This window comes from Sediminibacterium sp. TEGAF015 (genome assembly GCF_025997995.1).
Classification (GTDB): domain Bacteria; phylum Bacteroidota; class Bacteroidia; order Chitinophagales; family Chitinophagaceae; genus Sediminibacterium.
This window is the reverse complement of the sequence record NZ_AP026683.1, coordinates 364,822-388,657: the sequence shown is the minus strand read 5'-3', so window position 1 is coordinate 388,657 and position 23,836 is coordinate 364,822. Positions and strand designations below refer to the sequence as shown.

Genomic DNA, 23,836 nt, shown 5'->3' with positions numbered 1-23,836 from the left:
ATTATTCTTTATCGAAATTCATATTCTACGCCAGTAACCTGAGACAGCAAGGTTTCAGGTGCATCTAAAATGATGGCATTTTTTTCTGGAATCGGGGATACTGGTGAATTATTTTTTAAATATTCAGTCATGGTACCGTGCAAGGTGAAGGCAGTATTCTGTGGATTACGAACATTTCGCATTCTGCACAACATATCCGATGGATCACCGTCCCGTTCACAAGCACAGATAGAATAGGTTTTTGCTGCGTCCAGCAACGAATTACCCACCATCACTTCTTTAACTCTTTTTCCCTTTTCAGCAAATGCTTCAAATTTCACTTTCATTCCTTTGAACTTAATTACCCAGCCACCAAATCTTTCAGATGCTTCCTTGGCAAAAACATTATTGAGCTCTTTTTCTAACCAATCCAATATTTGTTTACCGGTAACTGATCCCGTTCTCACTGTACTGTCAACTGGCAACATATCATAAATAAATCCTTCTGTAATTGGAATATTGCCAGTTTCGTCAGGGGTTGTTCTTGGTGGACAAAAGCGGAAGCCATTTGACAATACAATATCAACTTGTGGTAATTTCCAATGCAATGCATTTAGAATCATTGTATCAATTGGGTTCTCAACAACGAAGTAGCGAAATAAAGGGATGTTACTATAACCTACAATTTTGTGAATCTGATTAGAAAATGGTTCTTCGTATTGGTTAATCAGGGAAACCATTTTTTTATCAGCTTTAAACTGACTGGCGTTCACTTCATCCAATGTATATTCTTCTTCAATCAACTTACCTGCTTTAAAACGCATTTTTAGTTTCCCGACAAAAGAACCAAAAGCTCCGGGCTCTACTACTTTTGCATATTTACATTTGATAGGAATTCTAACCCTTTCATGGGTGTCACCTCCTAGAATATAATCAACGCCTGCACAAGCGGGTTGATTGGCAAGATGAATTTGTTGTGACAAGCCAAGATGCGCAACAATCATTACAACTGCGCACTGTTCCTGGTTTCTTAAAACGTCAATATAATAAGCCAAATTCTCCTCGGGTTGTCCATAAATAATCCCCTTACTATAATTGGGTGATTGTCTGATGGGAACCAATGGATCGGTATAACCAATAAATCCAATCTTAATCCCATTTACTTGCCAGATATGATAAGGCGGAAAAATCAACTCCCCTTTCCTCCCTTCTCCAAGATCATGATACATATTGGCACATACTTTAGGAGCATGTAAAGACCCCAATAAAGTTTGCATAGCTTTCTTGTAGTATATCACTTCCCAATTTCCTGGCAAATACAAATCATAATTCAAAGCGTTCAAAATGGGTACCATGGCTTTCCCAAGCGTTTTCACTGAAAGCTCGCTACCTTGAAACATATCTCCAGTATCAATTAAGAAACAGTGGGGATTGGCTTTTCTCTCTCTTGACAGATAAGTGGCTAGATGCGCATAACCTCCGGTTTTTCTAAAAACAGCTTTTCCATTCTCCCAGAATAATTCATCGTGAGGATGAACCTGACAGTGAACATCCGTTGTTTGTAAAATGGTAAGTTCTATTATTTCATTTCCCTCTACTTGGCGGGTAGTATTTTCAGTCTCCTCAACCGGATTGGCAAGGTCTGCAGAATTTGCAGCTGCAGTATTACTAGCTGTAACCAATCCAGCAGTTCCCAACACACCAATTTGTTGCAGGAAAGTTCTTCTGTTTTTTGACATGGGGTAAGTTTGGGGTTATTTTTTTGCTTTATCTGCAATGGGCTTAAAAGGACCGAACTTATGTTGCTTTTCAGTAAAAGCATCCGCGTAAGGACCAAATGGATGATCAATCGGTTTCTTCTTTATATCAGGCCAATCTTTAGGAACTGCAATATGAGGTCTTGATTGAGACAATACATATGCAGAAACATCCCAAGCTTCTTCATCAGCTAGCTGAGGATTTTCATGCGTTACGCCCAAAGGCATATTGTATTTAACATATTTTGCAAAATTGGTGATCCGATACAACCCTGCGCCATCATTAAAGCTATGCTTACCCCACAAAGGTGGAAAACTATATTCAACTTTATCTGGATTAAGCACACCCTCTCCATTCGCTTGATGACAACTCTGGCATTTGGTTGCATAGATGACTTTACCTTTCAAAGGATCGGCAGCTCTATCCAAAAAAGCTAGTTCTTTTAACCCAGATCCAGCGGCTTTTTCTCCTTTTTTAACGTTAGAGCCTATATGATTGATATAAGCTACAATGGCTTGCATTTCTTTGCTTGCAGTGTCCAATGCCTTTCCATTCAAACTTCTTTCAAAACAATCATTTACACGTTTGTAAATGTTTTCTGTTGTACCACTTCTAGCCCTAAATTTTGGATAAGTAGAAGCCACTGATCCATAGTTATTTCCAAAAGCCATTGTTCCAGCCTGCAGATGACAATTCTGGCAATTCTGGCCATTTGAAATCTGAGTGACAGAACCATTTGGCCCAAGATATTTGGCTGTATGTGCAATCAAATCTCTACCATAGTAAACTAGTTCTTTTTCTGCTGCATCAGCTACAAGATCCATTGCCACAGGTTGCCAGTAAGTTTCAACTGATGCTATTTTTTTTGCTTCTAACTTATCAGATTGTGGAACAGCAGGTGTTACGGCTTTGGCATTATCCGAACTGAACCAGTCTTTGATATTGTCAGCATTGTAAAATACAAGAGGTAATAGTACAATGAATAACACCAATACAATAATCAGATTCAACATACGCTGAATCATTTTGATTAACCCCTGCTCTTTACTGCTTTGAGGATTGTTTTCCATAAATGAAAGACTTTAAATTGAGTAAGACCCTTAAATTAATGAGGCAGTTTCTTCATAATAACACCATATAAATATGTACCTACAATGGCAAAAAAGAAAACAACAATCATTGATAAGAATCCATATCCAATATTCACAACCATTGGACCAGGGCATGCACCACTTAGAGCCCAGCCCAATCCGAATATCGTACCACCAATCAAGTACCTGGCAACTGACTTATCCTTTGGGAAAAACAAAATCGGGTTTCCATGAAAATCCCTGATTTTAAATTTTTTGATCAATGCAACACCAAGCACACCAAGTGTAACTGCTGTTCCAATAATCCCATACATATGGAATGCCTGAAAGCGAAACATTTCCTGAATTCTGAACCAAGAAATGGCTTCTGATTTGGCCATCACAATTCCAAATACAATTCCCAGTAATAAAAATTTTAAAAACTTCATAATAAATAAATTATTTCAATTCGTTATTCCAGTACCCTTTTATAAAATAAGCGGCAGAATTAAATGGGTCATTAAAAGTCCTCCAATAAAAAAACCGATAACGGCAATTAAAGAGGGTAACTGCAGGTTGCTAAGACCGCTGATTGCATGTCCTGAGGTACAGCCGCCAGCATATCTGGAACCGAACCCCACCATCAATCCGCCAAAAGCAAGAATTAAAAACCCTTTGAGGCTAAATACCGCATCCCAGCTAAATAATTCATTGGGCTGTAAGGAAGTTGGTGCGGCAATACCCATTTTACCAAGATCCTCTATAGTGGATGCAGAAATCTCAACAGGACCACCGGCAGATAAAAAATTGGATGCGATATATCCGCCAATTATGGAACCCAACAGAAAAACAATATTCCATAACTGTGCTTTCCAGTTAAAATCGAAAAACTTGGTTTTCTTCCCAAGACCTGCCGCAGCACAAATGGTTCTTAAATTAGAAGAAAAGCCAAAGGATTGACCAAAATACAAAAGGAAAAACATGATGGAAGCAATCATTGCTCCGGAAAACCACCATGACCATGTTTGCGTTATTATTTCTTTCATTACTAGTTTACTTTTACTTATTTAAGTTGAAATGAGATAATGGGTTTGAATAAATGATTCACCATTTTTTCCATTGCACTCTGATGAAGTATACCTCCTTTACCATGTGTTCCAATGCAAATCATATCCATGTTGTGCATTTGATTAAAATGAATAACCCCATTTTCAACATCAGTGTCGCTGATAACATGACATTCAAATTTGTCTATGCAATTGAACGACGCAAATTGTTTCATATTGGCCTCAATGCTATCCGTATTTGTACTTTTTTCTCCAGATACAATTTGAAGCAAATGTAATGTTGGATTAAAAGCATTTAATATTTTATGCATAAGTGTTAAATTCTCCGCTTTAGGGCTAGAAAAATCATGCACCAATAATAAATGGTTTATCGCCAAATCGGACCGATCACACATCAAGGATAATAAAGGAACTTGAGATTTCCTGGCAATCATCTGGGTTTCAGTACCGGAAACTTTTTCTTTAATCCCCCAGGCTCCTTTTGTCCCCATGACTATTAGATCAAAATGCTGTTCAGTAGCAAATTGTATGATGGTGTCAGTAACCTTCCCAAGCTGCAAGTGTGTTTGTATAGCTTCACCGTAATGGCTTTTCAATGACAACAAATTTCGGTTGGCAATTGATACCTGTTGTTCAATATACTTTACATCAATTTCACCACAGGTAGAAATTCTACCTTCTGCATCCATCGAAACAGTATCAGGCACAGACAAAACATGTAAAAAATGTACATCAACATTAATTTTCGCAGCAAGCTTTTGCACCATTATATATGCGTATTCTACCTGGACTGAAAAATCAGTTGGTATTAAAATTTTTAAAGTTTCCATTTTATATGTTTATACTTATTGAACAAATTGTGCAACATGCTGCCAGGTACCGCCATTCACAACATTGCTTATTCCTTGCTGCTCCAAAAGCGATTTAGCCATTCCACTTCTATTACCGCTTCTGCAAAAAACAATAATATTCTTCTTGTCTTTGAATTTGGCTATTTCCTTAGTGATGTTATCCAATGGAATATTTACAGAACCTTTCACATGTCCATCAGCAAATTCACCAGGTGTTCTAACATCTACTAAAAATGCCCCTTCGTTTATTAGTGCTTTTAAATCTGCAGTATTAGTATTACCGCCAAAAAGCATATCAAAAATGCCCATAATTGTTTATTTAAATTGTTGAAGAATATTGATTAATCCATTTTTGGGGACTACACCACTTTGTCTCCATAAAGGTTTCCCGTTTTTAAAAACAATCAGTGTTGGTACACCTTGAACCTGATAAGCTGCAGCCGCCTGAGGATTTTTATCTACATCCACTTTAATAATGGTTACGGCATCTCCTAAACTGTCTTTCACCTCTTTTAAAATTGGTGACATCATTTTACAGGGGCCACACCATTCTGCAAAAAAGTCTACCAGAACAGGCTTATCCGATTGTATCATTTCATTAAAAGTCATATCATTTATTTTTAAGCTTGATTGGATTCTGTCTTGTCTTCTTTCTTTAACATTCCAAATAGCAATGCACCCATCAAAGAGCCATACAAAGTACTATTCAATGGCTTAGAAGTAATGGTACATGTACCTGTTACACATCCTACTTGCTGCCAGTATATATAACCAGCAATGGCACCCACAAAGCTGCCAATTAAGTAAAGCTTATTATTATTTAACCACTTCTTCATACGTTATTTCATCAATATTTTTAGTAGATTTTTGAATAGGCGTATTACATCCGCCAACGCCACAACAACCAGTATTAAATAAGGCCATGCTAGCGAATAAAACACCTGCTACACCAAAAACAGTGTCTTTATTAATTATTGCTTGAATGATGATAGCAATTCCTGCTAGCAAACGAATCACCCGAATCCAATTCCAATTGCTCATGATCACTTCCTTCATAAACCTTTTATTTTATTGAATACAAATGTAAAAAAGAACTGCCCCTGTACTCGGTAACAAAGGTTACACAGCAGCGGTACATTCCTGCGAACGCCAGAACACCTTTAAGGTACAACACATTCTAGCATTGGCAATCAGGCCCGCAGCAGCTGTGATAAATGCAATCACATATAAGGCTGATTCCAGTCCCAGCCAATCGGCTAGGATTCCACTTAAAAGGGCACCTACTACATATCCCATGTCTCTCCAAAACCTGAAGACTCCCATCACTTCCGCTCTCTGGGTTGGATGTGCATTTTCAGCAACCACCGTTAAAAAATTAGGGTATACCAAACCTGTTCCCAAGCCAAGTAATACGGCAGCTACAATCCCCCCTGAAAATGAAGAGAAAATTATCAGGGAAACAATTGCCAATGCCTGCATCAGCATACCAAGGGTAATGAGTTGCTTTTTGCAAAACCAATCCCCCATTTTACCTGTAAACAACTGTGAAATCCCCCATATTGCAGGATAAATTCCGGCAACCATTCCAATTTGTGCAACGCTGTAATGACGCTGTATCAGCAACAAAGGCAGAAGTCCCCACATAACCCCATCATTCAAATTATTGACCAGTCCATTCAGGGTTACACTACCTAAATTCCTATGCTTCCAGGTAGTTTGGCTCCATATATTTTTTATTAGTGGAATGCTACTCTGCTTTGACTCAGCTTGCACAAATACGCCTGTATCTTTTACATAAAATAACGAAAGTACTAACCCAGCAAGAACAAACAACAAACCAGGAATAAAAGGATATAAAACATACCCATACTGAGCAGCTATTTCAGAAGACATATAAGCAGCTAATCCAACAGACAAATAGCCAGCAAATTCATTAATGCCCATAGCCAATCCACGGTTTTTATTCCCAACCAGATCAATTTTCATAAGAACAGTGGTACTCCAGGTAAGCCCCTGACTTAGGCCTAACAAAACATTAGCAACAATAATCCAATTCCAGTGATTCGCATACATCAATATAAAAGGGACAGGAGCGGCCAACAACCAACCTCCAACTAAAATTTGTTTTCTGGAAAATCTGGCGGATAAAATCCCTACCCAATAATTGCTGATAGATTTGCTGATACCAAATGCCACAATGAAGCTGGTAACGGCTGATGCCGTAGACAAGTAAAATACAGTCTTTCCAAATTCTGGCAGAATAGATCGCTCCATACCTACCATTGCACCTACAAAAGCATTGACAATGACAAGCAACAAAAATTGAGCCTTATTTTTTTGTAAGCCTTGCATGTAAAATAATTTACAGCAAGTTAGTCCGAAAGAATAGCTAGAATGGTAACAAAAGTTACGAATGCGCAATTTTTACAACTGCATCCAATTTTATGGAAGCTTTTATCGAATTTGAAATCAAGCAGGCTTTTTCTGTTTTTTCCAACACGCGCATAGCACGCTCAGCAATGGTTTCATCAGAAATTACTAACTCGGGCTTTAAAAGTACAGTCGTAATCATGTATTTACCTTCTGGCTGTTCTAATAAACCTACCGCCTTTACGTTCAAGGAAACAAATGGCAATTTTGAATTTTCAGCTATGGCTAAAAAAGTAGTCATATAGCAGGAGTTAACTGCTGCAACCAATAAATGTTCAGGCGACCAGATTCCCGACATACCCTTGGGAAATTCAGGGGGCGTTGCCACTTCAATCGTATTATGTAAAACAGGAGAACTGATAGTCCCCTTTCTGTCTGATTGCCAAACCAAGTCTACTTCATAATGAAACGGGGTACTCATATATTATAATTTTAAAGTTTTAGAAGGACAAACAAAATTGGTCCGTGGAATATTTGTTTCTGCAATAGCTTTATATCCGCCTTCTATTTCTGTGAAGTTTCTGTATCCCCTTGCCTGCAAAATACTGGCAGCAATCATACTTCTGTAGCCTCCTGCACAATGCACAAAAAAATGTTCACTTGGGTTGATATCCTTTATCCAATCATTGATGTATAGCAAGGATTTATTATATGCATTTTCAATATGCTCTGCTCCATATTCTCCTTCTCTTCTGATATCAAAAATGGTATCTGTATTTACATCAAGCATCTTTGAAAACGCTACTGCATCAATCCTCTCAACTGTATCAACAGACTTGCCAGCATTTAGCCAGGTTTCAAACCCTCCTTCTAAATAACCAATCACATTATCAAATCCTACCCTGCTTAATCGGGTTATCGCATCCTTAAAAGTATCGCCCTCGCATACTAGTATAAGGGGTTGCTTAACATCCACAATCATGGCTCCCACCCAAGGGGCAAAATCCCCACCTAACCCAATATTGATAGACTGTGGGATAAAGCCTTTGTAAAAGTTACCAGGATCCCTTGTATCCAAAATTAATGCGCCAGTGGATTCTGCAGCTGCTTCAAAAGCTTCTACGCGTAAGGGAGTAGACCCCTTTTGCAAAACAGATTCAAAACTGTCATACCCCTGTTTGTTCATTGCCACATTCATTCCAAAATAACCAGGAGGTGGCTGAAGCCCTTCGGTAACTGCTTTAATAAAACTGTTTTTATCAGGTTGGTTTAGTGCATAGTTTACTTTCTTCTGGTTCCCTAAGGTATCCACTGTTTCCTTCATCATATTTTTACCACAGGCGCTACCTGCTCCATGTGCGGGATACACTATAATGTCATCGGGCAAAGGCATGATTTTATTCATCAAGCTATCATAAAGTAAACCTGCCAATTCTTCTTGCGTCATGTTAGCTGCTTTTTGCGCCAAATCGGGTCTGCCCACATCTCCCAAAAAAAGCGTATCACCACTGAAAATACAGTAAGGTTTATCATTTTCATCTATCAATAAAAAAGTACTGCTCTCTAATGTATGGCCTGGTGTATGCAATACTTTAATTCGAATTTTTCCTATTGAAAATGCTTCTCCGTCTTCTGCTACTATACAATCGAAACTTGCTTTTGCTGTTGGACCATATACAATTTTAGCACCTGTAGCCTTACTTAAATCAATATGACCACTTACAAAATCTGCGTGAAAATGGGTTTCAAAAATATACTTCAAGGTAACATTGTCTTTTGCCAATCGATCCAGATACGGCTGTATTTCTCTTAAAGGATCAATAATGACTGCCTCTCCTTCAGAGACTATATAATAAGCGCCCTGCGCCAGACAACCCGTATAAATTTGTTCAATTTTCATACAAATCAATTTTAATTGAGATAGTAAAATTCCTGAATCGTTGAAAAAGAGTCAGTATCAAAAGTTACAATTCAAGCTTCCTTATTTCACTTTTATATATGCTTGTGGATGTTGCAAAAATTCTGCCTTGCATTCTGTTGCGCAAAATCCATACACTTTGCCATCATAATGAGCGGTATCAGCAATACCAGCTGTTACAGGCATACCGCAAATAAAATCCCTTTTGTTGGCAACCATATCAGGGCTAAACTTTCTAATGACAGAATCAGCAGATGAATGATGATCCATTAATGTTCCATGCTTCGCAGGCGCCAGTGCTTTATTATCAACTTTTGCTTCGGGCGTTTCATTACATGAAGCCATAATTAACAATAGTAATCCAGCAGCAAACAAATTGATTCTTTTCATATTATCTGTTTTCATTTCAAAATTACCAATTGGTGGCCCCCAAAAAAAATGAGTTTAATCATAAAAAAAGCTGCCCGGGGGAGGCAGCTCTAACTAAACTCTTTTTCACTAACCAATTACCGGTTGTCCGGAGCTGATCCACTCATTCATTCCTGGAGAATAGTTAACAATATTATTGAACCCATTTTTAGCAAGAATAGAATAACCTATGGATGCTCTGTCTCCACCCTGACAGTGAATCATGACTTTTTTAGTTCTACTGATTTTATTTAAATTATCGGGTAAGGTTCCTACAAATACATTTTCAGCACCTTCAATATGTCCTGCATTAAATTCTGCTACCCCTCTTAAATCTACCACCTGCACTTCAGGATCTTTAGCTAATACTTTTGCAGTTTCTACATCAACTTGATTTACTTTGCTAAGCGTTCCGCCTGTTTTGGTGAATTCATTAACAGAAGGTAAATAACCAGCGATATTATCTAAACCAATACGCATTAATTTTCTAGTTAAATCATCCAACATAGACTCGTCAGCCAATATCATAAAAGGTTCGTCATAACTAAGGTACCAGCCAGCCCAAGTTGCAAAAGAATTATTGCCTTGTACGTTTAAACTTCCTGGAATAAATCCAACAGCAAATTCTGTTTTGGGTCTTGCATCTAACAACTTTATACCTTTAGCCATATTTGCATTTACTTCTTCAATAGAAAGCTGCTTCAACTTAGGAACTTCTGTTAATAAAGGACGATCAACCTTGTTTAACTTTTTCATCATCGCAAAATACTTAGGTGGCTCCGGTTGATCAGCCAATAGAAACTTGATAAAGCCTTCTTCGTTTTTTGCATACTGGAAAGCCCAGTTTCTAGCTTTTTCATATCCAACCGTAGTACTCGGAACAGCACCCAAAGCCTTACCACAAGCTGACCCTGCACCATGACCTGGCCAAACTTGAACATAATCAGGCAATGCATTGAACTTATTAATGCTCTGGTACATTTGCTTTGCTCCTTTGTCTTGTGTACCTACCATGCCCGCTGCTTTTTCTAACAAATCAGGTCTTCCAATATCGCCTACAAAAACAAAATCTCCTGTAAATAACATCACTGGCTCATTGCTAGCAGGGTGATCCGTTAATAAGAAACTGATACTTTCAGGAGTATGTCCTGGCGTATGCATTACTTTAAAACTCAAATTACCCAACTTGATTACATCATTGTCCTTTAATCCTACATGTGGAAATTCATACTCCCAGCCTTCTCCACCTTCTGCAGACAAATAAAGCTGTGCGCCGGTTAGTTGAGCCAGCTCTCTTGATCCCGCAAGGAAATCAGCATGAATATGCGTTTCAAAAACATGGGTTATAGTCATATTATTGGCCTTGGCAATTTCAAGATAAGTATCCACATCTCTTTTAGCATCTATCACTGCAGCCACACCTGCTTTCTGACACCCAATAAAATAACTGGCTTGTGCTAAACTCTTGTCGTAAATGTGTTGAAAAAACATATGGTTTCGTTTTAATTTTTTTATAGTGCAAATCTCCGTTGTGAAAAATTATCGTTTGGTAACTTTTGTTGCATTAGTGTCCTCCACCTGCAGGGAACAATAATTCCTTAATAATGATGTAAATACCCATGATTAAAACAAACCACCCAAATGCGGTTTTTAATTTTTCACCGGGTATTTTTTTAGACAAAAAGATACCTCCGAAAATTCCTACTACTGCAAATCCGGTGAATGTTAGTAATAACTTCCAGTCAATTACTTCACTTCCTTGTAAGTCACCGGTAAAACCGATAAGTGACTTAGCAGCTATAATAAACAAAGAAGTCCCTACTGCCAACTTCATCGGCATTTTGGCAAGTATTACCAATGCAGGTATAATTAAAAATCCGCCCCCCGCTCCTACCAGACCCGTTAACACTCCCACTAAGGATCCTTCCAGTAAAATCATTGGATAATTGTATTGCATAGGTAAGTTTTCATCAGCTGCCTGTTTTTTGCCAGGCTTTATCATACTTACCGAAGCCAGTATCATTACTACAGCAAATAGCAACATGAGAGCAATGGGCTTTGTTATAACGATGGAACCAATTGTTGCTATTTCTTTCGGAATTAATGGAACCATCCATAGACGGGTAGCATACACTGCCGCAATAGAGGGAATACCAAATATGAGAACGGTTTTAAAATCAACTCTTTTTTGTGTGGCACTTTGTACGCCTCCTACCAATGCAGTTGATCCCACAATGAATAAGGAATAAGCTGTTGCCAGAACAGGATCAACCCCCATAATATACACTAGAATCGGTACAGTTAAAATGGAACCGCCACTGCCAATAAGCCCTAATGAAATACCTACCAAGGCTGCTAATAAATAACCAAGTATGATCATTGATTTAATTTTAGAATACAAAAATGGAGATTCAATAAGGTAAAGATGGTTACAAATGTTACAAAATGGCAATTGAACAATAGAGGAAAATAAAAAAGGGCTGTCAGCTGACAACCCTTTGAGGTCCCGAGCGGATTCGAACCGCTGTAGAAGCTTTTGCAGAGCTCTGCCTAGCCACTCGGCCACAGGACCTTGTTTGGGGATGCAAAAATAGCGGAAAGAAAGGAATTTTAAAATTCTAAATAAGAAATCCCGAATTTTAGGGCCTAATCCAACTAAATATGCTCAGAATTGCTGAAAGTGAATTGATCATTAACGACAGAGGTGCGGTTTACCATTTAAATGTAAAGCCGGAAGAGCTTGCCAGTACCATTATTACAGTTGGCGATCCGGGAAGGGTTTCCGAAGTCAGCAAACATTTTGACAAAATAGAAGGCAAGTACGAGCACAGAGAATTTATAACTCATACAGGTACTATTGGGCACAAAAGGCTTTCCGTTGTTTCCACAGGAATTGGACCCGATAATATAGATATTGTATTCAATGAACTGGATGCACTGGCCAATATTGATTTTAGCACCAGAACCATCAAATCAGCATTAACCAAACTAACCATCGTTCGAATGGGAACTTCAGGTGCATTGCAGGCCGATATACCCGTAGATAGTTTTGTAGCCAGTACACATGGATTGGGTGTAGATAATCTGCTGCACTTTTACAAGCAGCAGAACAATGAAGAAGAGCTACAGATTTTAAATGCATTTGGTGCACACACACAATTGAGCAGCAATGGCGTGAATCCTTATATGGCTTCTGCATCGGCTAGTGTACTCAAGGAATTTGTAGAAGGATTTTACCACGGTATTACCGTTACCTGTCCTGGATTTTATGGTCCACAGGGTAGAATTTTACGATTACCACTTCAATATCCTAACCTGATTTCTCAATTAACCAGCTTTAGATTCGGGAATCACCGCATCACCAATTTTGAAATGGAAACCAGTGCCATGTATGGATTAGGAAAAATACTAAACCATAACTGCCTAAGCCTTAGTGCTATAGTTGCCAATCGCGTTCAGCATAGTTTTAGCAAAGACGGGGGTAAAGCAGTTGAATCGCTAATCGTAAAAAGCCTGGAAATATTGTCTGGAATGCAATAAATATTTTTTCAGGCCATTTTTAGATAGTAAATTTGAGTAATGTCTGAAAATACAAAGCCGGAGATATCCATATATCAGCACTCCATTTTGGCGGCAAAGGAAGTATACCAGCTTACCTGTAAACTTCCCGTGCAGCAGCGCTTTGTATTATCTGCCCAACTCAGAAGAACCATTATTGTAGTTTGCAATCGCGTTTCAGCAATTTCAGATGCTCAAACAAAACCTACCCTGAAGTGGCAGTCTGCTCAGTTTATCAAGAGCTACGCTGAATTGATTACTCAAATGAAAATGTCCATTAGATTAGGGCATTTTCGCGAGGCTGAATTATTGGAGCTAAGCAATTTCCTTGATCAGATTCGCATCATTTGCGAATCAAATATTCAGGCTGGCCATCGCAATTAAACGCTGTTACTTACTTATTTCAACCTAAATTGCAACATGCAATTAGTTTTCTTTAAATACCAGGGAACAGGTAACGACTTTGTTATTCTGGATAACAGAAACAATACCATTCAACTCACTCAATCGGATATTGCTTTTTTATGCCATAGAAGATTTGGTATTGGTGCAGATGGATTAATGCTGCTTAACAGCAAAGAGGGCTACGATTTTGAAATGAAATACTACAACGCAGATGGCGCCGAAGGCAGCATGTGCGGTAATGGAGGAAGATGCCTGACCAAATTCGCTCATGACGCTGGTATCAAAAAAGAAAAATACATATTCATAGCTTCAGACGGACCGCATGATGCTATTGTAACCACGAGTGGATGGGTTAAATTAAAAATGATAGATGTTAACAGCTTTACTCAGCTTCCTTTAGCCTGCACAATAAATACCGGATCGCCTCACTATGTTCAGCAAGTAAAAAACCTGGAAGAAATGGACGTTGTGGCAGATGGAAAAAAAATAAGATACAGCAGTGAATATAAAGAGAAAGGTATCAACGTCAACTTTGTTGAAAAAGAAGAAGATGGTCAACTTTTTGTACGAACCTATGAACGTGGAGTGGAAGATGAAACTTATAGTTGCGGAACAGGTGTTACCGCTGCAGCACTAATTATGTCTTTGAACAACAACAATCCCTACCATACTGTTAAGATTAGAACAAAAGGTGGAAATCTTGCTGTAGAGTTTGAGAGAACAGGAACGGAAAGTTTTCAGAACATCTGGCTTTGCGGCCCGGCGGAATTGGTATTTAAAGGAACAATCAATGTAAACGGAAATTCTAAAGCGTAAAAAAAATGATCCAGTACTTTAAAAATATAGACGGACAGACCATTGAGATTCAGAAAGCCGATCAGGGCGTCTGGGTAAATCTGGTACCCCCGTTTAAGGAAGAAGAGTTTGTTGAATTAAGTGAAGAACTGGAAATTCCGATTGAATTTTTAAGAGATTCCCTGGATATTGATGAACGCCCCCGATATGAAATGGAGGATAATGTAAAAATCATTATCATAAAAACTCCAACAGAGAATAATTCGTTCAATGATTCAGATGCATTTTATATTACGATACCTATCTGTATCATTCTTACGCATAACCAAATTATTACTGTTAACTCGTTTGACAATGGTGCCATCAAAAAATTCCTGAACACTTTTCAGAAAAGGCACCCGGACAAGAGAAATATGATGGTATTGAAAGTATTTGAAAAAGTAGTACAGACATTTCTGGATTATCTGAAAGAAATCAACCACAGTAGAAATCAGTACGAGCAAAGCTTATACGATAGCAACAGTAATGTAGACTTGTTGAAATTAATGCGTGTACAAAAAAGCCTGGTGTATTTTGTAACTGCTTTAAGAAGCAATGAAATGTTGATGATGAAATTGGAAAGGACCAATTTCCTCGGACTAAATGAAGACGAACGAGAGTTTCTTCAAGATTTAATTGTAGATACAAGTCAGGCACTTGAGATGGCGAATATATATACCAATATCCTGAGTAGTACCATGGATGCGTTTGCCAGTATCATTAGCAACAATCTGAACAATGTAATGAAGCGATTAACTTCCATCACCATTATTTTGTCATTGCCTATTTTAGTGACCAGCATTTACGGCATGAACGTAGATATACCGTACCAACATTCTAATCATGCATTCTACATTCCTGTTATTATCTCTCTTTTTGTTTCCATAATTATTGGTGGTTATTTTTATAAGAAAAAATGGTTTTAACCGATGCCTCTTTTTAATGTACGTGTTTACGGATTATTGATAGATCAGTATCAGCGATTGCTGGTAACCGACGAATTCATAAAAGGTGCCTATATTACCAAACTTCCCGGTGGCGGGTTGGAATTTGGAGAAGGTACGAGAGACTGTTTACAGCGTGAATTTAGAGAAGAGACAGGGTTAGAAGTAAGTATTGGTGAACATTTTTATACCACTGATTTTTTTCAAATTTCTGCATTCAACCACAAGGATCAGATTATATCCATTTACTATCGGGTGCATTCTGCCAATACAGCCCAGTTACCAACCAGCGATATCCCGTTTTCATTTCAGCCAGAACAAATAAAAGATCCCAACGGTGAGGCGGAAGTATTCAGATGGATTCCCCTGGAGTCATTATCAGAAAACGACATGACACTGCCGATAGATAAAGTAGTGGTAAACTTATTAAAAGAAAATACCTAAGCCAGGTTTACCTGAAAGTTGAATTTTCCCAAAATTGTATTCGACTCCTTTTGCATTGGACTCTGTAAGCAACAAAGGACCGTCCATATCTACATAATCTAACTGTGGCAAAAAATGTGCAATAGCTGCTGATCCAATTACAGATTCATTCATACTACCCATCATTACTTTTAATCCCAGCTCCCTTGCTTCCCTTATCATTCTTCTTGCTGGTGTAATACCACTGCACTTGGTTAACTTAATATTGATACCGTGAAAATAACCTGCACATCTGGCAACATCTTTTTCACTTACACAGGACTCATCTGCAATCAATGGAATTGAAGAAGAAGCATAAACCGCTTTCATTCCTTCCCAGTTATCTTTAGCCAAGGGCTGTTCTACCAGCTCTACACCCAATGCGGCCAATTCAGGTATAAGGGCAATTGCCTGTTCAGTTGTCCAGCCTGCATTGGCATCTACCCTAAAAACAGCAGTTGTTTTTTCTCTGAGCGCTTTAATGATACCAATATCATCAGGAGTACCCAATTTAATCTTATAAATTGGCCAGGGTTTTGCCAGCATTTTCTCTACCATTTTTTCAGACGTATCTATTCCGATAGTAAAATCACATACGGGTAATTCATCCGACCAGCTCGTACCCCATAATTCATAGAGGGGCTTTCCCTTCATCTGACCAAACAAATCCCATCCTGCAATATCCAATGCGGCAACCAAAAATGGATTTTGCGGAAAAAGGTGATGCAAATAATGCCAATATCTTTCGGGGTCGGTCATGGCAAATTTCTCTACCATTTTATGCTTTGCCGTAAGATCAGCAATCATTTTATCTACTGTAATATCATAGTATGCAATGGCCGGCGCTTCTCCATATCCATTAAAAGGGCCAAGGTTTAATGCAACCAACAGCGCTTCCTGGTGCGTTTTAGTCCGTCCATTAGATATGGTAAAAGGATGGGCAAAGGGTAAACTTGTTCTGGTAAATCTTAACTCCACTTGTTTCTGGTTATCTGCCTGATTGATGAATATAGGATTGCAATTCTTCGTTGAACGCTGTTGTTTCGAGCAATGCTTCAACTGTCAGATGCATCCGATAGCACCAGAAATGATTTGGATTGGCTGGCACATTAATCTGTTCATCCAGCGGATTCTCCCTTCTTATTTTTTCATGCATACCCATTAAATCCTGTAGTTGAAAAACAGACCACATAGCAGGAGAAAACAAATGTTGCAAAACAACTGCTTTGTTAATCCATGCTTCACAATAGGCAGGTGCATCTCCCCACTGTCCCAACTCCTGATTGTAAAACTGCTGTATTGTTGAACGATCTTCTTCCCACCACCCTCTGATGGTACTCATATCATGCGTAGAAGGTGTAACCACACTTAAATAAGGAGCATCGTTTGGATGGAAAAATGCTCGTTGCGGATTCTTCGGCATTCTTTGTATTTCCAAACTCAATAAACCCAGTTGCTGCATTACTTCCGGAACACAGGCAGGAACCATTCCCAGGTCTTCACCGCAAATCAGCATATTGGTAACACGCTTCAAAGAGGGCAATTTTTGATACGCTTCCTTCTTCCAGAAATCATCCTGTTGCTTATAAAAGTACTGTACATACAGTTCTTTCAGTTGATGCTGTGTTCCAAATTCCAATGCTTTAAATGAAGGAGTGTTTTCAATACCAAATCGGAAGTGAAACTGTTGACCATCACCGTTTGCATCAAATAATATGATATTGCTGACTAAGCTATACAGGCCTTGTTTAATTTTTTGATGATGTTCATCATTTTCAAGACTAACAAAATGCGCTTCAATTTTTCTTTGCGTATCAAAGGATTCTTTCAACTGATACTGTCCGTTTTTACCATCTGTCAGGAAAAGACTTTTCACTAATTCATTGTCGTACCCGAATATTTCCCACAAAACTGCATCGGTAATAAAAGGTTTAGTGTAACGATCATAATCGAACCAGATTCCCTTCTCAGCAAAAGAGGTAAGTGTTAGTGGGATGGCTGGAACAAAATGTCCCATAATCCCTTCTACTGCATCCATTGGGATACTCCATATTCTGAAAAAACCAAGAATATGATCTATTCTGAAAGCATCAAAATAACGACCCATCTGTGCAAAACGTTGTTTCCACCAGGCAAATCCGCTATCCTGCATACTTTGCCAATTATAGGTTGGGAATCCCCAGTTCTGACCTTTAACAGCAAAATCATCCGGTGGTGCCCCGGCCTGAAAATCCATATGAAATAAATCAGGATGTTGCCAGGTATCAGCACCATAACGATAAACGCCAATCGCAATATCCCCTTTAATGATTATACCCTTTTTATGTGCATAGGCAGTTGCTTCTTTTAGTTGTAAATGCAACTGATACTGCAAGAAATAATGGAAAGCAATATCCTTATACGATTTGGATCCTTCCTGCACAAGCTTTGCAATCTTTTTCTCATCGTATTGTGCATATGACGGCCAGGTGGCAAAATCTACACTACCATGCTTATCACGCAAATAACAAAATACTGCATATGGAATCAGCCAATCTTTATTTTCTTCAAAGAAAATTTTGAAATCCTCTGCTAACAGTAATTCCTCTCCTACTGCAGTGTATACTTTTTTTGCGAAATCAATTTTAAGATTCAATACCTCCTCATATGCAACTGTAGGTAATTGATTTAGTTGTAGTCTTTGCGCCTCCAGCTTTTTTAAAGCTGGTGCAAACTTTTTACCTGCGATTGCCTTTAGGTTTAAGTAAAGGGGATGCAGTGCAAATGCAGAAATAGCTGCATAGGGATAAGAATCCTTATTGGTGTATGTTGCCGTAGTATCATTTATGGGCAGCAACTGAATCATTTTCAGACCTACCATATTTGCCCAATCAATCATTTTTTTCAGATCAGAAAACTCCCCTACACCAAAGCTTTCGGCTGTTCTTATGCTAAATACAGGAATAGAAACCCCTGCCCCTTTCCAGGTTGTATTAGGAAGAAAAGCAAACCCATCCTGTACAATATTTAGTTGTTTCAAATCGGAAGATGCCTGTAATATTCTGTTGTCACCCGCTTCAAACTGTACCAGTTTTTTTGTTTTGGTATTATATATTCCGTATTTATAAGCAATAGGAAACTGTTCTTTACTTAAATTCAATTGCAATTCATAATATGGACTTTCTACCTCCTTACCCATGCAAAGAACTGAATCTGCATCCCAGTTATTGGCTGCTTTAAAAGTGCCGGATAAACAGATTACTTCATCCTTACTCAATAATGGAGACTTCACCCTAAAAATATGGGTTGCAGTTTTTAATGACTTAACTTTTACATATGTTTCATGTTGCTTTAATAACACCTTCTGAAAGGGTTCAGTATAAAAGGCATTTTCAAAATAGCCAGCATAATTCCATGTATCAAGTACCTGAACTTTAGGCAACTGTATTTTTTGAAGCTCCAGACATCTGTCTGTGCCCCAATCTACAACGGTAGATCCATCTCCGTTTACTAAAACATAGTTGTATGTAATTTTTTCTGTTGCAGCGCTTTTAGGCCATTGAACAGTTGCCGTCCATGCCTGTTCATTTAAATACTGCATTGGAATAGCATTGGCCGTATCTCCATTCCCTAATAAAATATGATTCCCGACTATAAATAGGTTTTGACCGAATTCAGTATGGTATTTTAACTGAAACTGAACGGTTATAAAGTCGGCAGCCGTTTTTTTATCTGTAACAGTTTTCTTTACAGCAATCGTTTTTTTTGTAGTAGCCAATGGAGTGGATTTATGACTGCTAAAATAATGAACAATGTGTAAATCTCACACTTTAATTGCCCGAAAGGATGAGTTCGGCTGCTTTTTCGGCGATCATTACAGTGGCTGCATGCGTATTACCGGAAACAATCGTTGGCATAACAGATGCGTCGACAACTCTAAGCCCTTTGATCTTCTTAACCTTCAATTGGGGATCAGTTACAGCCATCTCATCAACCCCCATTTTACAGGTACCTACCGGATGATACAAAGTTTCTAAAGTTTGCTCAATATGATTGAGTAATTCCCTGTCAGTAGCTTCTGCAGAAGGGAACAAATCGGCTTCCTTGGCATATGCCTGTAAAGACGAAGCCTTCAATATATTCATAGACTTTCTTATGGCCTGTATTAACAATTGCTGATCGGTTTCCGATTCCAGGGCTTTGTGATTGATCAGCGGACTGTCTTTGGGATTAGATGTTTTTAGCAGAACAGTTCCCCTGCTCTTTGGATGCAGCAAAATAGACATGATTGAAACATGATCAATCAATGGAAATGTACGCAAGTGATAAATATCCGTTGAATAGTCCCTGGCAACGCCCACCGGCGCAAAATGATATTGAATATCGGGTCTGTTTTGCTTATCCTGCATACGTATAAATGCATTGGCTTCCAACGGACTGTTTCCCAGTGGGCCAGATTTCAGTAACAAGTATTGCAATATCGCTTTGGTTTTATTCCAGGGCTTCAGTAAAGAATTAGCTGAAGGAATATTGGTTTCCATACTTACTCCGCTCCAGAAATGATCCTGCAAGTTTTTTCCCACTCCAGGTAAAGATGTCAGCACATCAATACCAACTTTTTTCAATTCAACAGGATCCCCGATTCCAGACAACATCAATATTTGAGGAGATTGAATGGCGCCTGCAGACAGAATGACTTCTCTGTTACAATTGATTCTTTCTGCACCAACAGAACCATAACTTACTTCTACCCCAACTGCTTTCCCATTTTCAATTAAAATTCGATTGACTTTGGTATGGGTTTTTATTATCAGATTTTTTCTTTTTACGATGGGCTTAATAAATGCCGCAGCAGTGCTGAAACGCTTATTGTCTTTAATATTGAATTGTAATAGATGAGCTCCTTCCTGTTCCTCTCCGTTATAATCTCCATTCGAAGGAATGCCAATTTCATTGCAAGCTGCTACAAATGCTTCTGCAAAAACACTTGGTTGCTTTGAATAACTTACATGCAATGGGCCACCCTGTCCATGATATTCAGACTCAATTTGTTCGTTATGCTCCGACTTAATAAAATAAGGAAGCACGTCTGTATAAGACCAGCCAGCATTTCCCAATGCCGCCCATTCATTAAAATCTTCCTTATTCCCCCTTACATAGGCCATAGCATTGGTAGAACTACTGCCACCCAAGGTTTTTCCTCTTGGAATATAGAGCTTACGATTTCCCAATGCCTTTTGCGGAACGCCCCAGAATTGCCAGTCTACTGTTGAATGATGCAGTTCGCCATATGCCCCAGGGATATGGATTTCCTTCTTGGAATCAGGGGCACCTGCCTCAATTAGTAGCACTTTGTTTTCGGGATTCTCAGAGAGTCGATTGGCCAAAACAGCACCAGCAGATCCTGCACCTATGATGATAAAGTCGTAAGTCATATCTTAAATATAATTAAATCGCACTTATATTTGTAAACTAACAATTGTTCGCATATGAATTTGACACAAAATCGCAATGAAGACTGGATGAAACTGATGCTGAGCGAAATGAAACAGCGGATGGAGAAAATTGCTTTGGGAGGCGGGAAAAAAGCGATTGAAAAACAGAAGGAAAGAAATAAGCTGACGGCAAGAGAAAGGATTGAATATCTATGCGACAAAAATCAGCCTTTTATTGAAATCGGTGCTTTTGCAGGATTTGATATGTATCAGGCTGAAGGTGGTTGTCCGGCAGGCGGAACCGTTGCTGGTGTTGGATATATTAGTGGCAGACAATGTGTAATTGTGGCCAATGACCAAACTGTAAAAGCAGGCGCATGGTTCCCGATTACTGGAAAGAAAAATCTACGCATGCAGGAAATTGCTATGGAAAATAAACTACCGATTATTTATTTGGTAGATAGTGCTGGCGTTTTCCTTCCTATGCAAGATGAAATTTTTCCTGATAAGGAACATTTTGGGAGAGTATTCAGAAACAATGCAAGAATGAGCGCTATGGGCATCACACAAATTGCTGCTGTGATGGGAGCTTGTGTAGCAGGTGGTGCCTACTTACCCATCATGAGCGATGAAACCCTGATGGTAGAAGGCAATGGGAGTATTTTCCTTGCAGGTTCATATCTGGTAAAAGCCGCCATAGGTGAAGATATTGACAATGAAACTTTAGGCGGAGCAATAACACATACTGAAATCAGTGGCATTGCCGATTATAAATTTGCAACCGAACAGGAATGCCTGGATCAGATAAAAAAAATAATGAGTCAATTAGGTAGTCCTGTAAAAGCAGGCTTTGACAGAATTACCCCGGCACAACCCAAAAAAGATCCCAATGAAATATATGGCCTGATTCCGGAAGGGAACCTGAAACCTTATGATATGATTGATATCATTGAGCGGATTGTTGACAACAGTGAGTTCAATCAATTTAAACAAGACTATGGAAAAACAATTTTGTGCGGTTATGCACGCATAGATGGCTGGGCAGTTGGAATTGTTGCCAATCAGCGTTTGGTATGCAAGAGCAAGAAAGGGGAAATGCAAATTGGGGGCGTAATCTATAACGACAGTGCAGATAAAGCTGCCCGATTTATTATGAACTGCAATCAGAAAAAAATCCCGCTAGTTTTTTTACAGGATGTTACCGGTTTCATGGTAGGCAGCCGTAGCGAACACAGTGGTATTATTAAAGACGGAGCAAAGCTGGTGAATGCAGTAGCCAACTCTGTTGTTCCTAAAATCACTATTGTTATTGGCAACAGTTATGGTGCAGGCAATTATGCCATGTGCGGAAAAGCCTATGATCCCCGATTTATTTATGCATGGCCCTCTGCAAAAATTGCCGTGATGGGAGGCGATCAGGCGGCTAAAACCCTTGCGCAGATTCAGGTAGCCACAATGAAAGCAAAAGGAACAGTTCCTACTCCGGAAGAAGAGAAAACATTACTGGATACTATTAAGGACCGTTACAACCAGCAGACCACGCCTTATTATGCTGCAGCCAGATTGTGGGTAGATGAAATTATTGATCCGCTAAAAACAAGACAGGTTATTGCAGAAGGAATACATGCAGCCAATCATAACCCTAGTATTGAAACATTTAAGACTGGTGTATTTCAGGTATAATCAATAAAATAGATTTATTTCGCGACATGTCGCATCAATTATTGATTTATACAGATGGTGCTGCCAGAGGAAATCCGGGCCCTGGTGGTTATGGCATCGTCCTGATTTGGGGAGACAAGCAAAAAGAAATTTCCGCTGGTTATCGTTTAACAACGAATAATAGAATGGAGTTGATGGCAGTAATAGTAGCCCTTGAATCGCTCAATAAACAGGGAATTCCAGTAACTGTTTACACTGACAGTAAATACATTGTAGATAGTGTACAGAAAGGCTGGCTAAACAATTGGATCCGCACTCAGTTCAAGGGCGGAAAAAAGAACAAAGACCTTTGGATGAGATACCACGCTATTGCACTACAATTTCATGTAAGATTCGTTTGGGTAAAAGGTCACGCAGATAACAAATACAATAATCGCTGTGACGAACTGGCTACCCAGGCAGCAGACGGAAAAAATCTTCTGATAGACGAGGTCTACGAATCAGAAAACGGATAAAACTGAAAAAAAGAATTAAGCTAACTTAACTGTATTCGCTTTTTTAATCAACATCCAGCTGATAAAAAATACCGCGCTGAAAAACAGCGTTGAATAAATGCTATTGGGATAAAAAGGAAGACCATCTGCATAAGTCATCATCAAACCTTCCAAAGTTTTAGGTCTGTGCCATCCGCCACCACCTAACCAAACCAATCCGTTGGAAAGGATAAAATATACAGTTGGTGCCGCCAAAGATGCACCCAAAATAGAAGCTATTTTATTTTGATTCACCAGGAATCCGAAGCTGGTTAGTCCAATAATTAAAAGATAGTTTTTCCACTGACCCGCATAAAATCCGGAGATAGAACTAAGTTCATTGATGTATAATATCTGATACAGACTGTCTGAAATAAACATTGACAACAATGGCATAAGAAAAGCCAGTTTTTTATGCTTCACAAACAAAGAACCAGCAAAAATTGCGATAGCCATCTGTGGGGCAAAGCCCATTGGTCTGTTAGGGAATACACGGTAAATAGCAGATGCTAAAACCATCAATACTAAAGAAAATATAAATTGTCTGTTCAGTTTCATCGTTGTCAATTTCAAAGCAAAAATAAGCGTATTCCATTAAGAACC

Annotated in this window: 26 protein-coding genes and 1 tRNA gene; 7 read left to right on the top strand and 20 right to left on the bottom strand. The window is 38.8% G+C overall.

The features are described 5' to 3' along the window. Positions 1–8: 8 nt before the first annotated feature. The 16 genes from TEGAF0_RS01785 to TEGAF0_RS01710 form a co-directional block, all read right to left on the bottom strand. Entirely contained in the window at positions 9–1,718 is a 1,710-nt protein-coding gene (locus TEGAF0_RS01785; RefSeq protein WP_264899569.1) for a bifunctional metallophosphatase/5'-nucleotidase, read from the bottom strand. A gap of 15 nt (positions 1,719–1,733) precedes the next feature. After that, the gene (locus TEGAF0_RS01780) at positions 1,734–2,807 is read right to left on the bottom strand and encodes a c-type cytochrome (RefSeq protein WP_264899567.1); all 1,074 of its coding nucleotides are present in this window, start codon (positions 2,805–2,807) and stop codon (positions 1,734–1,736) included. 35 nt (positions 2,808–2,842) lie between these two features. After that, positions 2,843–3,256, bottom strand: a complete 414-nt coding sequence (locus TEGAF0_RS01775) for a YeeE/YedE family protein (protein ID WP_264899566.1) — start codon at positions 3,254–3,256, stop codon at positions 2,843–2,845. 39 nt (positions 3,257–3,295) lie between these two features. Next, positions 3,296–3,853, bottom strand: a complete 558-nt coding sequence (locus tag TEGAF0_RS01770) for a YeeE/YedE family protein (protein ID WP_264899565.1) — start codon at positions 3,851–3,853, stop codon at positions 3,296–3,298. Positions 3,854–3,870: 17 nt separating this feature from the next. Beyond that, positions 3,871–4,704, bottom strand: coding sequence for a universal stress protein (locus tag TEGAF0_RS01765; protein WP_264899563.1), 834 nt, complete (start codon positions 4,702–4,704; stop codon positions 3,871–3,873). 15 nt (positions 4,705–4,719) lie between these two features. Then, positions 4,720–5,034, bottom strand: coding sequence for a rhodanese-like domain-containing protein (locus TEGAF0_RS01760; protein WP_264899562.1), 315 nt, complete (start codon positions 5,032–5,034; stop codon positions 4,720–4,722). 6 nt (positions 5,035–5,040) lie between these two features. Beyond that, positions 5,041–5,334: a thioredoxin gene (trxA, locus tag TEGAF0_RS01755; protein WP_026751620.1), complete on the bottom strand. Its 294-nt coding sequence runs from the start codon at positions 5,332–5,334 to the stop codon at positions 5,041–5,043. 11 nt (positions 5,335–5,345) lie between these two features. Next, the gene (locus TEGAF0_RS01750) at positions 5,346–5,561 is read right to left on the bottom strand and encodes a DUF6132 family protein (RefSeq protein ID WP_264899561.1); all 216 of its coding nucleotides are present in this window, start codon (positions 5,559–5,561) and stop codon (positions 5,346–5,348) included. Then, positions 5,542–5,781, bottom strand: coding sequence for a hypothetical protein (locus TEGAF0_RS01745; protein ID WP_264899559.1), 240 nt, complete (start codon positions 5,779–5,781; stop codon positions 5,542–5,544). Before TEGAF0_RS01745 ends, TEGAF0_RS01750 begins: the two co-directional genes overlap by 20 nt. A gap of 63 nt (positions 5,782–5,844) precedes the next feature. Then, complete coding sequence (locus TEGAF0_RS01740; protein ID WP_264899557.1) at positions 5,845–7,077, bottom strand: MFS transporter; 1,233 nt, start codon at positions 7,075–7,077, stop codon at positions 5,845–5,847. 55 nt (positions 7,078–7,132) lie between these two features. Continuing rightward, positions 7,133–7,576, bottom strand: coding sequence for an OsmC family protein (locus TEGAF0_RS01735; protein WP_264899555.1), 444 nt, complete (start codon positions 7,574–7,576; stop codon positions 7,133–7,135). A gap of 3 nt (positions 7,577–7,579) precedes the next feature. Further along, the gene (locus TEGAF0_RS01730) at positions 7,580–8,995 is read right to left on the bottom strand and encodes an MBL fold metallo-hydrolase (RefSeq protein ID WP_264899553.1); all 1,416 of its coding nucleotides are present in this window, start codon (positions 8,993–8,995) and stop codon (positions 7,580–7,582) included. 81 nt (positions 8,996–9,076) lie between these two features. Then, the gene (locus tag TEGAF0_RS01725) at positions 9,077–9,403 is read right to left on the bottom strand and encodes a YHS domain-containing protein (protein WP_264899552.1); all 327 of its coding nucleotides are present in this window, start codon (positions 9,401–9,403) and stop codon (positions 9,077–9,079) included. Positions 9,404–9,511: 108 nt separating this feature from the next. Beyond that, a complete protein-coding gene (locus TEGAF0_RS01720) occupies positions 9,512–10,912 on the bottom strand; it encodes an MBL fold metallo-hydrolase (RefSeq protein ID WP_264899551.1) in 1,401 nt (466 codons plus the stop codon). A gap of 73 nt (positions 10,913–10,985) precedes the next feature. Further along, on the bottom strand, positions 10,986–11,801 hold the full coding sequence (locus TEGAF0_RS01715) for a sulfite exporter TauE/SafE family protein (protein WP_264899550.1): 816 nt from the start codon (positions 11,799–11,801) through the stop codon (positions 10,986–10,988). A gap of 121 nt (positions 11,802–11,922) precedes the next feature. Continuing rightward, positions 11,923–11,993: transfer RNA gene (locus tag TEGAF0_RS01710), tRNA-Cys, on the bottom strand. 89 nt (positions 11,994–12,082) lie between these two features. On the opposite strand from TEGAF0_RS01710, the gene TEGAF0_RS01705 reads away from it, so the two are divergent. From TEGAF0_RS01705 to TEGAF0_RS01685, 5 genes are read left to right on the top strand one after another with little or no spacing between them, the layout of a single operon-like run. After that, positions 12,083–12,961 carry a nucleoside phosphorylase gene (locus TEGAF0_RS01705; RefSeq protein ID WP_264899548.1) on the top strand — a complete coding sequence of 293 codons (879 nt, stop codon included), beginning with the start codon at positions 12,083–12,085 and terminating at the stop codon, positions 12,959–12,961. Positions 12,962–13,000: 39 nt separating this feature from the next. Further along, positions 13,001–13,363 carry a four helix bundle protein gene (locus TEGAF0_RS01700; RefSeq protein ID WP_264899546.1) on the top strand — a complete coding sequence of 121 codons (363 nt, stop codon included), beginning with the start codon at positions 13,001–13,003 and terminating at the stop codon, positions 13,361–13,363. A gap of 36 nt (positions 13,364–13,399) precedes the next feature. Next, positions 13,400–14,200 carry a diaminopimelate epimerase gene (gene dapF, locus TEGAF0_RS01695; protein WP_264899544.1) on the top strand — a complete coding sequence of 267 codons (801 nt, stop codon included), beginning with the start codon at positions 13,400–13,402 and terminating at the stop codon, positions 14,198–14,200. 5 nt (positions 14,201–14,205) lie between these two features. Then, positions 14,206–15,144, top strand: coding sequence for a magnesium transporter CorA family protein (locus TEGAF0_RS01690; protein ID WP_264899542.1), 939 nt, complete (start codon positions 14,206–14,208; stop codon positions 15,142–15,144). A 3-nt stretch (positions 15,145–15,147) separates the two neighbouring features. Beyond that, positions 15,148–15,606: an NUDIX domain-containing protein gene (locus tag TEGAF0_RS01685; protein WP_264899541.1), complete on the top strand. Its 459-nt coding sequence runs from the start codon at positions 15,148–15,150 to the stop codon at positions 15,604–15,606. Here the strand turns inward: TEGAF0_RS01685 and TEGAF0_RS01680 are convergent. The 3 genes from TEGAF0_RS01680 to TEGAF0_RS01670 are packed head-to-tail and all read right to left on the bottom strand — an operon-like array spanning position 15,589 to position 21,038. Continuing rightward, the gene (locus tag TEGAF0_RS01680) at positions 15,589–16,602 is read right to left on the bottom strand and encodes a dipeptide epimerase (protein WP_264899539.1); all 1,014 of its coding nucleotides are present in this window, start codon (positions 16,600–16,602) and stop codon (positions 15,589–15,591) included. The two genes, TEGAF0_RS01685 and TEGAF0_RS01680, sit on opposite strands and share 18 nt — an antisense overlap. A gap of 10 nt (positions 16,603–16,612) precedes the next feature. Next, entirely contained in the window at positions 16,613–19,381 is a 2,769-nt protein-coding gene (locus TEGAF0_RS01675) for a 4-alpha-glucanotransferase (RefSeq protein ID WP_264899538.1), read from the bottom strand. A 52-nt stretch (positions 19,382–19,433) separates the two neighbouring features. After that, the gene (locus TEGAF0_RS01670; protein WP_264899537.1) at positions 19,434–21,038 is read right to left on the bottom strand and encodes a GMC family oxidoreductase; all 1,605 of its coding nucleotides are present in this window, start codon (positions 21,036–21,038) and stop codon (positions 19,434–19,436) included. Between the two features lie 54 nt (positions 21,039–21,092). Here TEGAF0_RS01670 and TEGAF0_RS01665 point away from each other — a divergent pair, with 54 nt between their 5' ends. Together TEGAF0_RS01665 and rnhA are read left to right on the top strand one after the other, a co-directional pair. Continuing rightward, positions 21,093–22,721: an acyl-CoA carboxylase subunit beta gene (locus TEGAF0_RS01665; protein ID WP_264899536.1), complete on the top strand. Its 1,629-nt coding sequence runs from the start codon at positions 21,093–21,095 to the stop codon at positions 22,719–22,721. A 26-nt stretch (positions 22,722–22,747) separates the two neighbouring features. Continuing rightward, positions 22,748–23,215, top strand: a complete 468-nt coding sequence (rnhA, locus tag TEGAF0_RS01660) for a ribonuclease HI (protein ID WP_264899535.1) — start codon at positions 22,748–22,750, stop codon at positions 23,213–23,215. Positions 23,216–23,230: 15 nt separating this feature from the next. On the opposite strand, the gene TEGAF0_RS01655 is transcribed toward rnhA, so the two are convergent. Next, a complete protein-coding gene (locus tag TEGAF0_RS01655; RefSeq protein ID WP_264899534.1) occupies positions 23,231–23,791 on the bottom strand; it encodes a DUF6580 family putative transport protein in 561 nt (186 codons plus the stop codon). Positions 23,792–23,836 lie beyond the last annotated feature (45 nt).

Excerpts from the sequence above, each read along its gene's own strand:
- TEGAF0_RS01785 (WP_264899569.1), bottom strand. The coding sequence starts at position 1,718 with ATGTCAAAAAACAGAAGAACTTTCCTGCAACAAATTGGTGTGTTGGGA.
- TEGAF0_RS01780 (WP_264899567.1), bottom strand. The coding sequence starts at position 2,807 with ATGGAAAACAATCCTCAAAGCAGTAAAGAGCAGGGGTTAATCAAAATG.
- TEGAF0_RS01775 (WP_264899566.1), bottom strand. The coding sequence starts at position 3,256 with ATGAAGTTTTTAAAATTTTTATTACTGGGAATTGTATTTGGAATTGTG.
- TEGAF0_RS01770 (WP_264899565.1), bottom strand. The coding sequence starts at position 3,853 with ATGAAAGAAATAATAACGCAAACATGGTCATGGTGGTTTTCCGGAGCA.
- TEGAF0_RS01765 (WP_264899563.1), bottom strand. The coding sequence starts at position 4,704 with ATGGAAACTTTAAAAATTTTAATACCAACTGATTTTTCAGTCCAGGTA.
- TEGAF0_RS01760 (WP_264899562.1), bottom strand. The coding sequence starts at position 5,034 with ATGGGCATTTTTGATATGCTTTTTGGCGGTAATACTAATACTGCAGAT.
- trxA (WP_026751620.1), bottom strand. The coding sequence starts at position 5,334 with ATGACTTTTAATGAAATGATACAATCGGATAAGCCTGTTCTGGTAGAC.
- TEGAF0_RS01750 (WP_264899561.1), bottom strand. The coding sequence starts at position 5,561 with ATGAAGAAGTGGTTAAATAATAATAAGCTTTACTTAATTGGCAGCTTT.
- TEGAF0_RS01745 (WP_264899559.1), bottom strand. The coding sequence starts at position 5,781 with ATGAAGGAAGTGATCATGAGCAATTGGAATTGGATTCGGGTGATTCGT.
- TEGAF0_RS01740 (WP_264899557.1), bottom strand. The coding sequence starts at position 7,077 with ATGCAAGGCTTACAAAAAAATAAGGCTCAATTTTTGTTGCTTGTCATT.
- TEGAF0_RS01735 (WP_264899555.1), bottom strand. The coding sequence starts at position 7,576 with ATGAGTACCCCGTTTCATTATGAAGTAGACTTGGTTTGGCAATCAGAC.
- TEGAF0_RS01730 (WP_264899553.1), bottom strand. The coding sequence starts at position 8,995 with ATGAAAATTGAACAAATTTATACGGGTTGTCTGGCGCAGGGCGCTTAT.
- TEGAF0_RS01725 (WP_264899552.1), bottom strand. The coding sequence starts at position 9,403 with ATGAAAAGAATCAATTTGTTTGCTGCTGGATTACTATTGTTAATTATG.
- TEGAF0_RS01720 (WP_264899551.1), bottom strand. The coding sequence starts at position 10,912 with ATGTTTTTTCAACACATTTACGACAAGAGTTTAGCACAAGCCAGTTAT.
- TEGAF0_RS01715 (WP_264899550.1), bottom strand. The coding sequence starts at position 11,801 with ATGATCATACTTGGTTATTTATTAGCAGCCTTGGTAGGTATTTCATTA.
- TEGAF0_RS01705 (WP_264899548.1), top strand. The coding sequence starts at position 12,083 with ATGCTCAGAATTGCTGAAAGTGAATTGATCATTAACGACAGAGGTGCG.
- TEGAF0_RS01700 (WP_264899546.1), top strand. The coding sequence starts at position 13,001 with ATGTCTGAAAATACAAAGCCGGAGATATCCATATATCAGCACTCCATT.
- dapF (WP_264899544.1), top strand. The coding sequence starts at position 13,400 with ATGCAATTAGTTTTCTTTAAATACCAGGGAACAGGTAACGACTTTGTT.
- TEGAF0_RS01690 (WP_264899542.1), top strand. The coding sequence starts at position 14,206 with ATGATCCAGTACTTTAAAAATATAGACGGACAGACCATTGAGATTCAG.
- TEGAF0_RS01685 (WP_264899541.1), top strand. The coding sequence starts at position 15,148 with ATGCCTCTTTTTAATGTACGTGTTTACGGATTATTGATAGATCAGTAT.
- TEGAF0_RS01670 (WP_264899537.1), bottom strand. The coding sequence starts at position 21,038 with ATGACTTACGACTTTATCATCATAGGTGCAGGATCTGCTGGTGCTGTT.
- TEGAF0_RS01665 (WP_264899536.1), top strand. The coding sequence starts at position 21,093 with ATGAATTTGACACAAAATCGCAATGAAGACTGGATGAAACTGATGCTG.
- rnhA (WP_264899535.1), top strand. The coding sequence starts at position 22,748 with ATGTCGCATCAATTATTGATTTATACAGATGGTGCTGCCAGAGGAAAT.
- TEGAF0_RS01655 (WP_264899534.1), bottom strand. The coding sequence starts at position 23,791 with ATGAAACTGAACAGACAATTTATATTTTCTTTAGTATTGATGGTTTTA.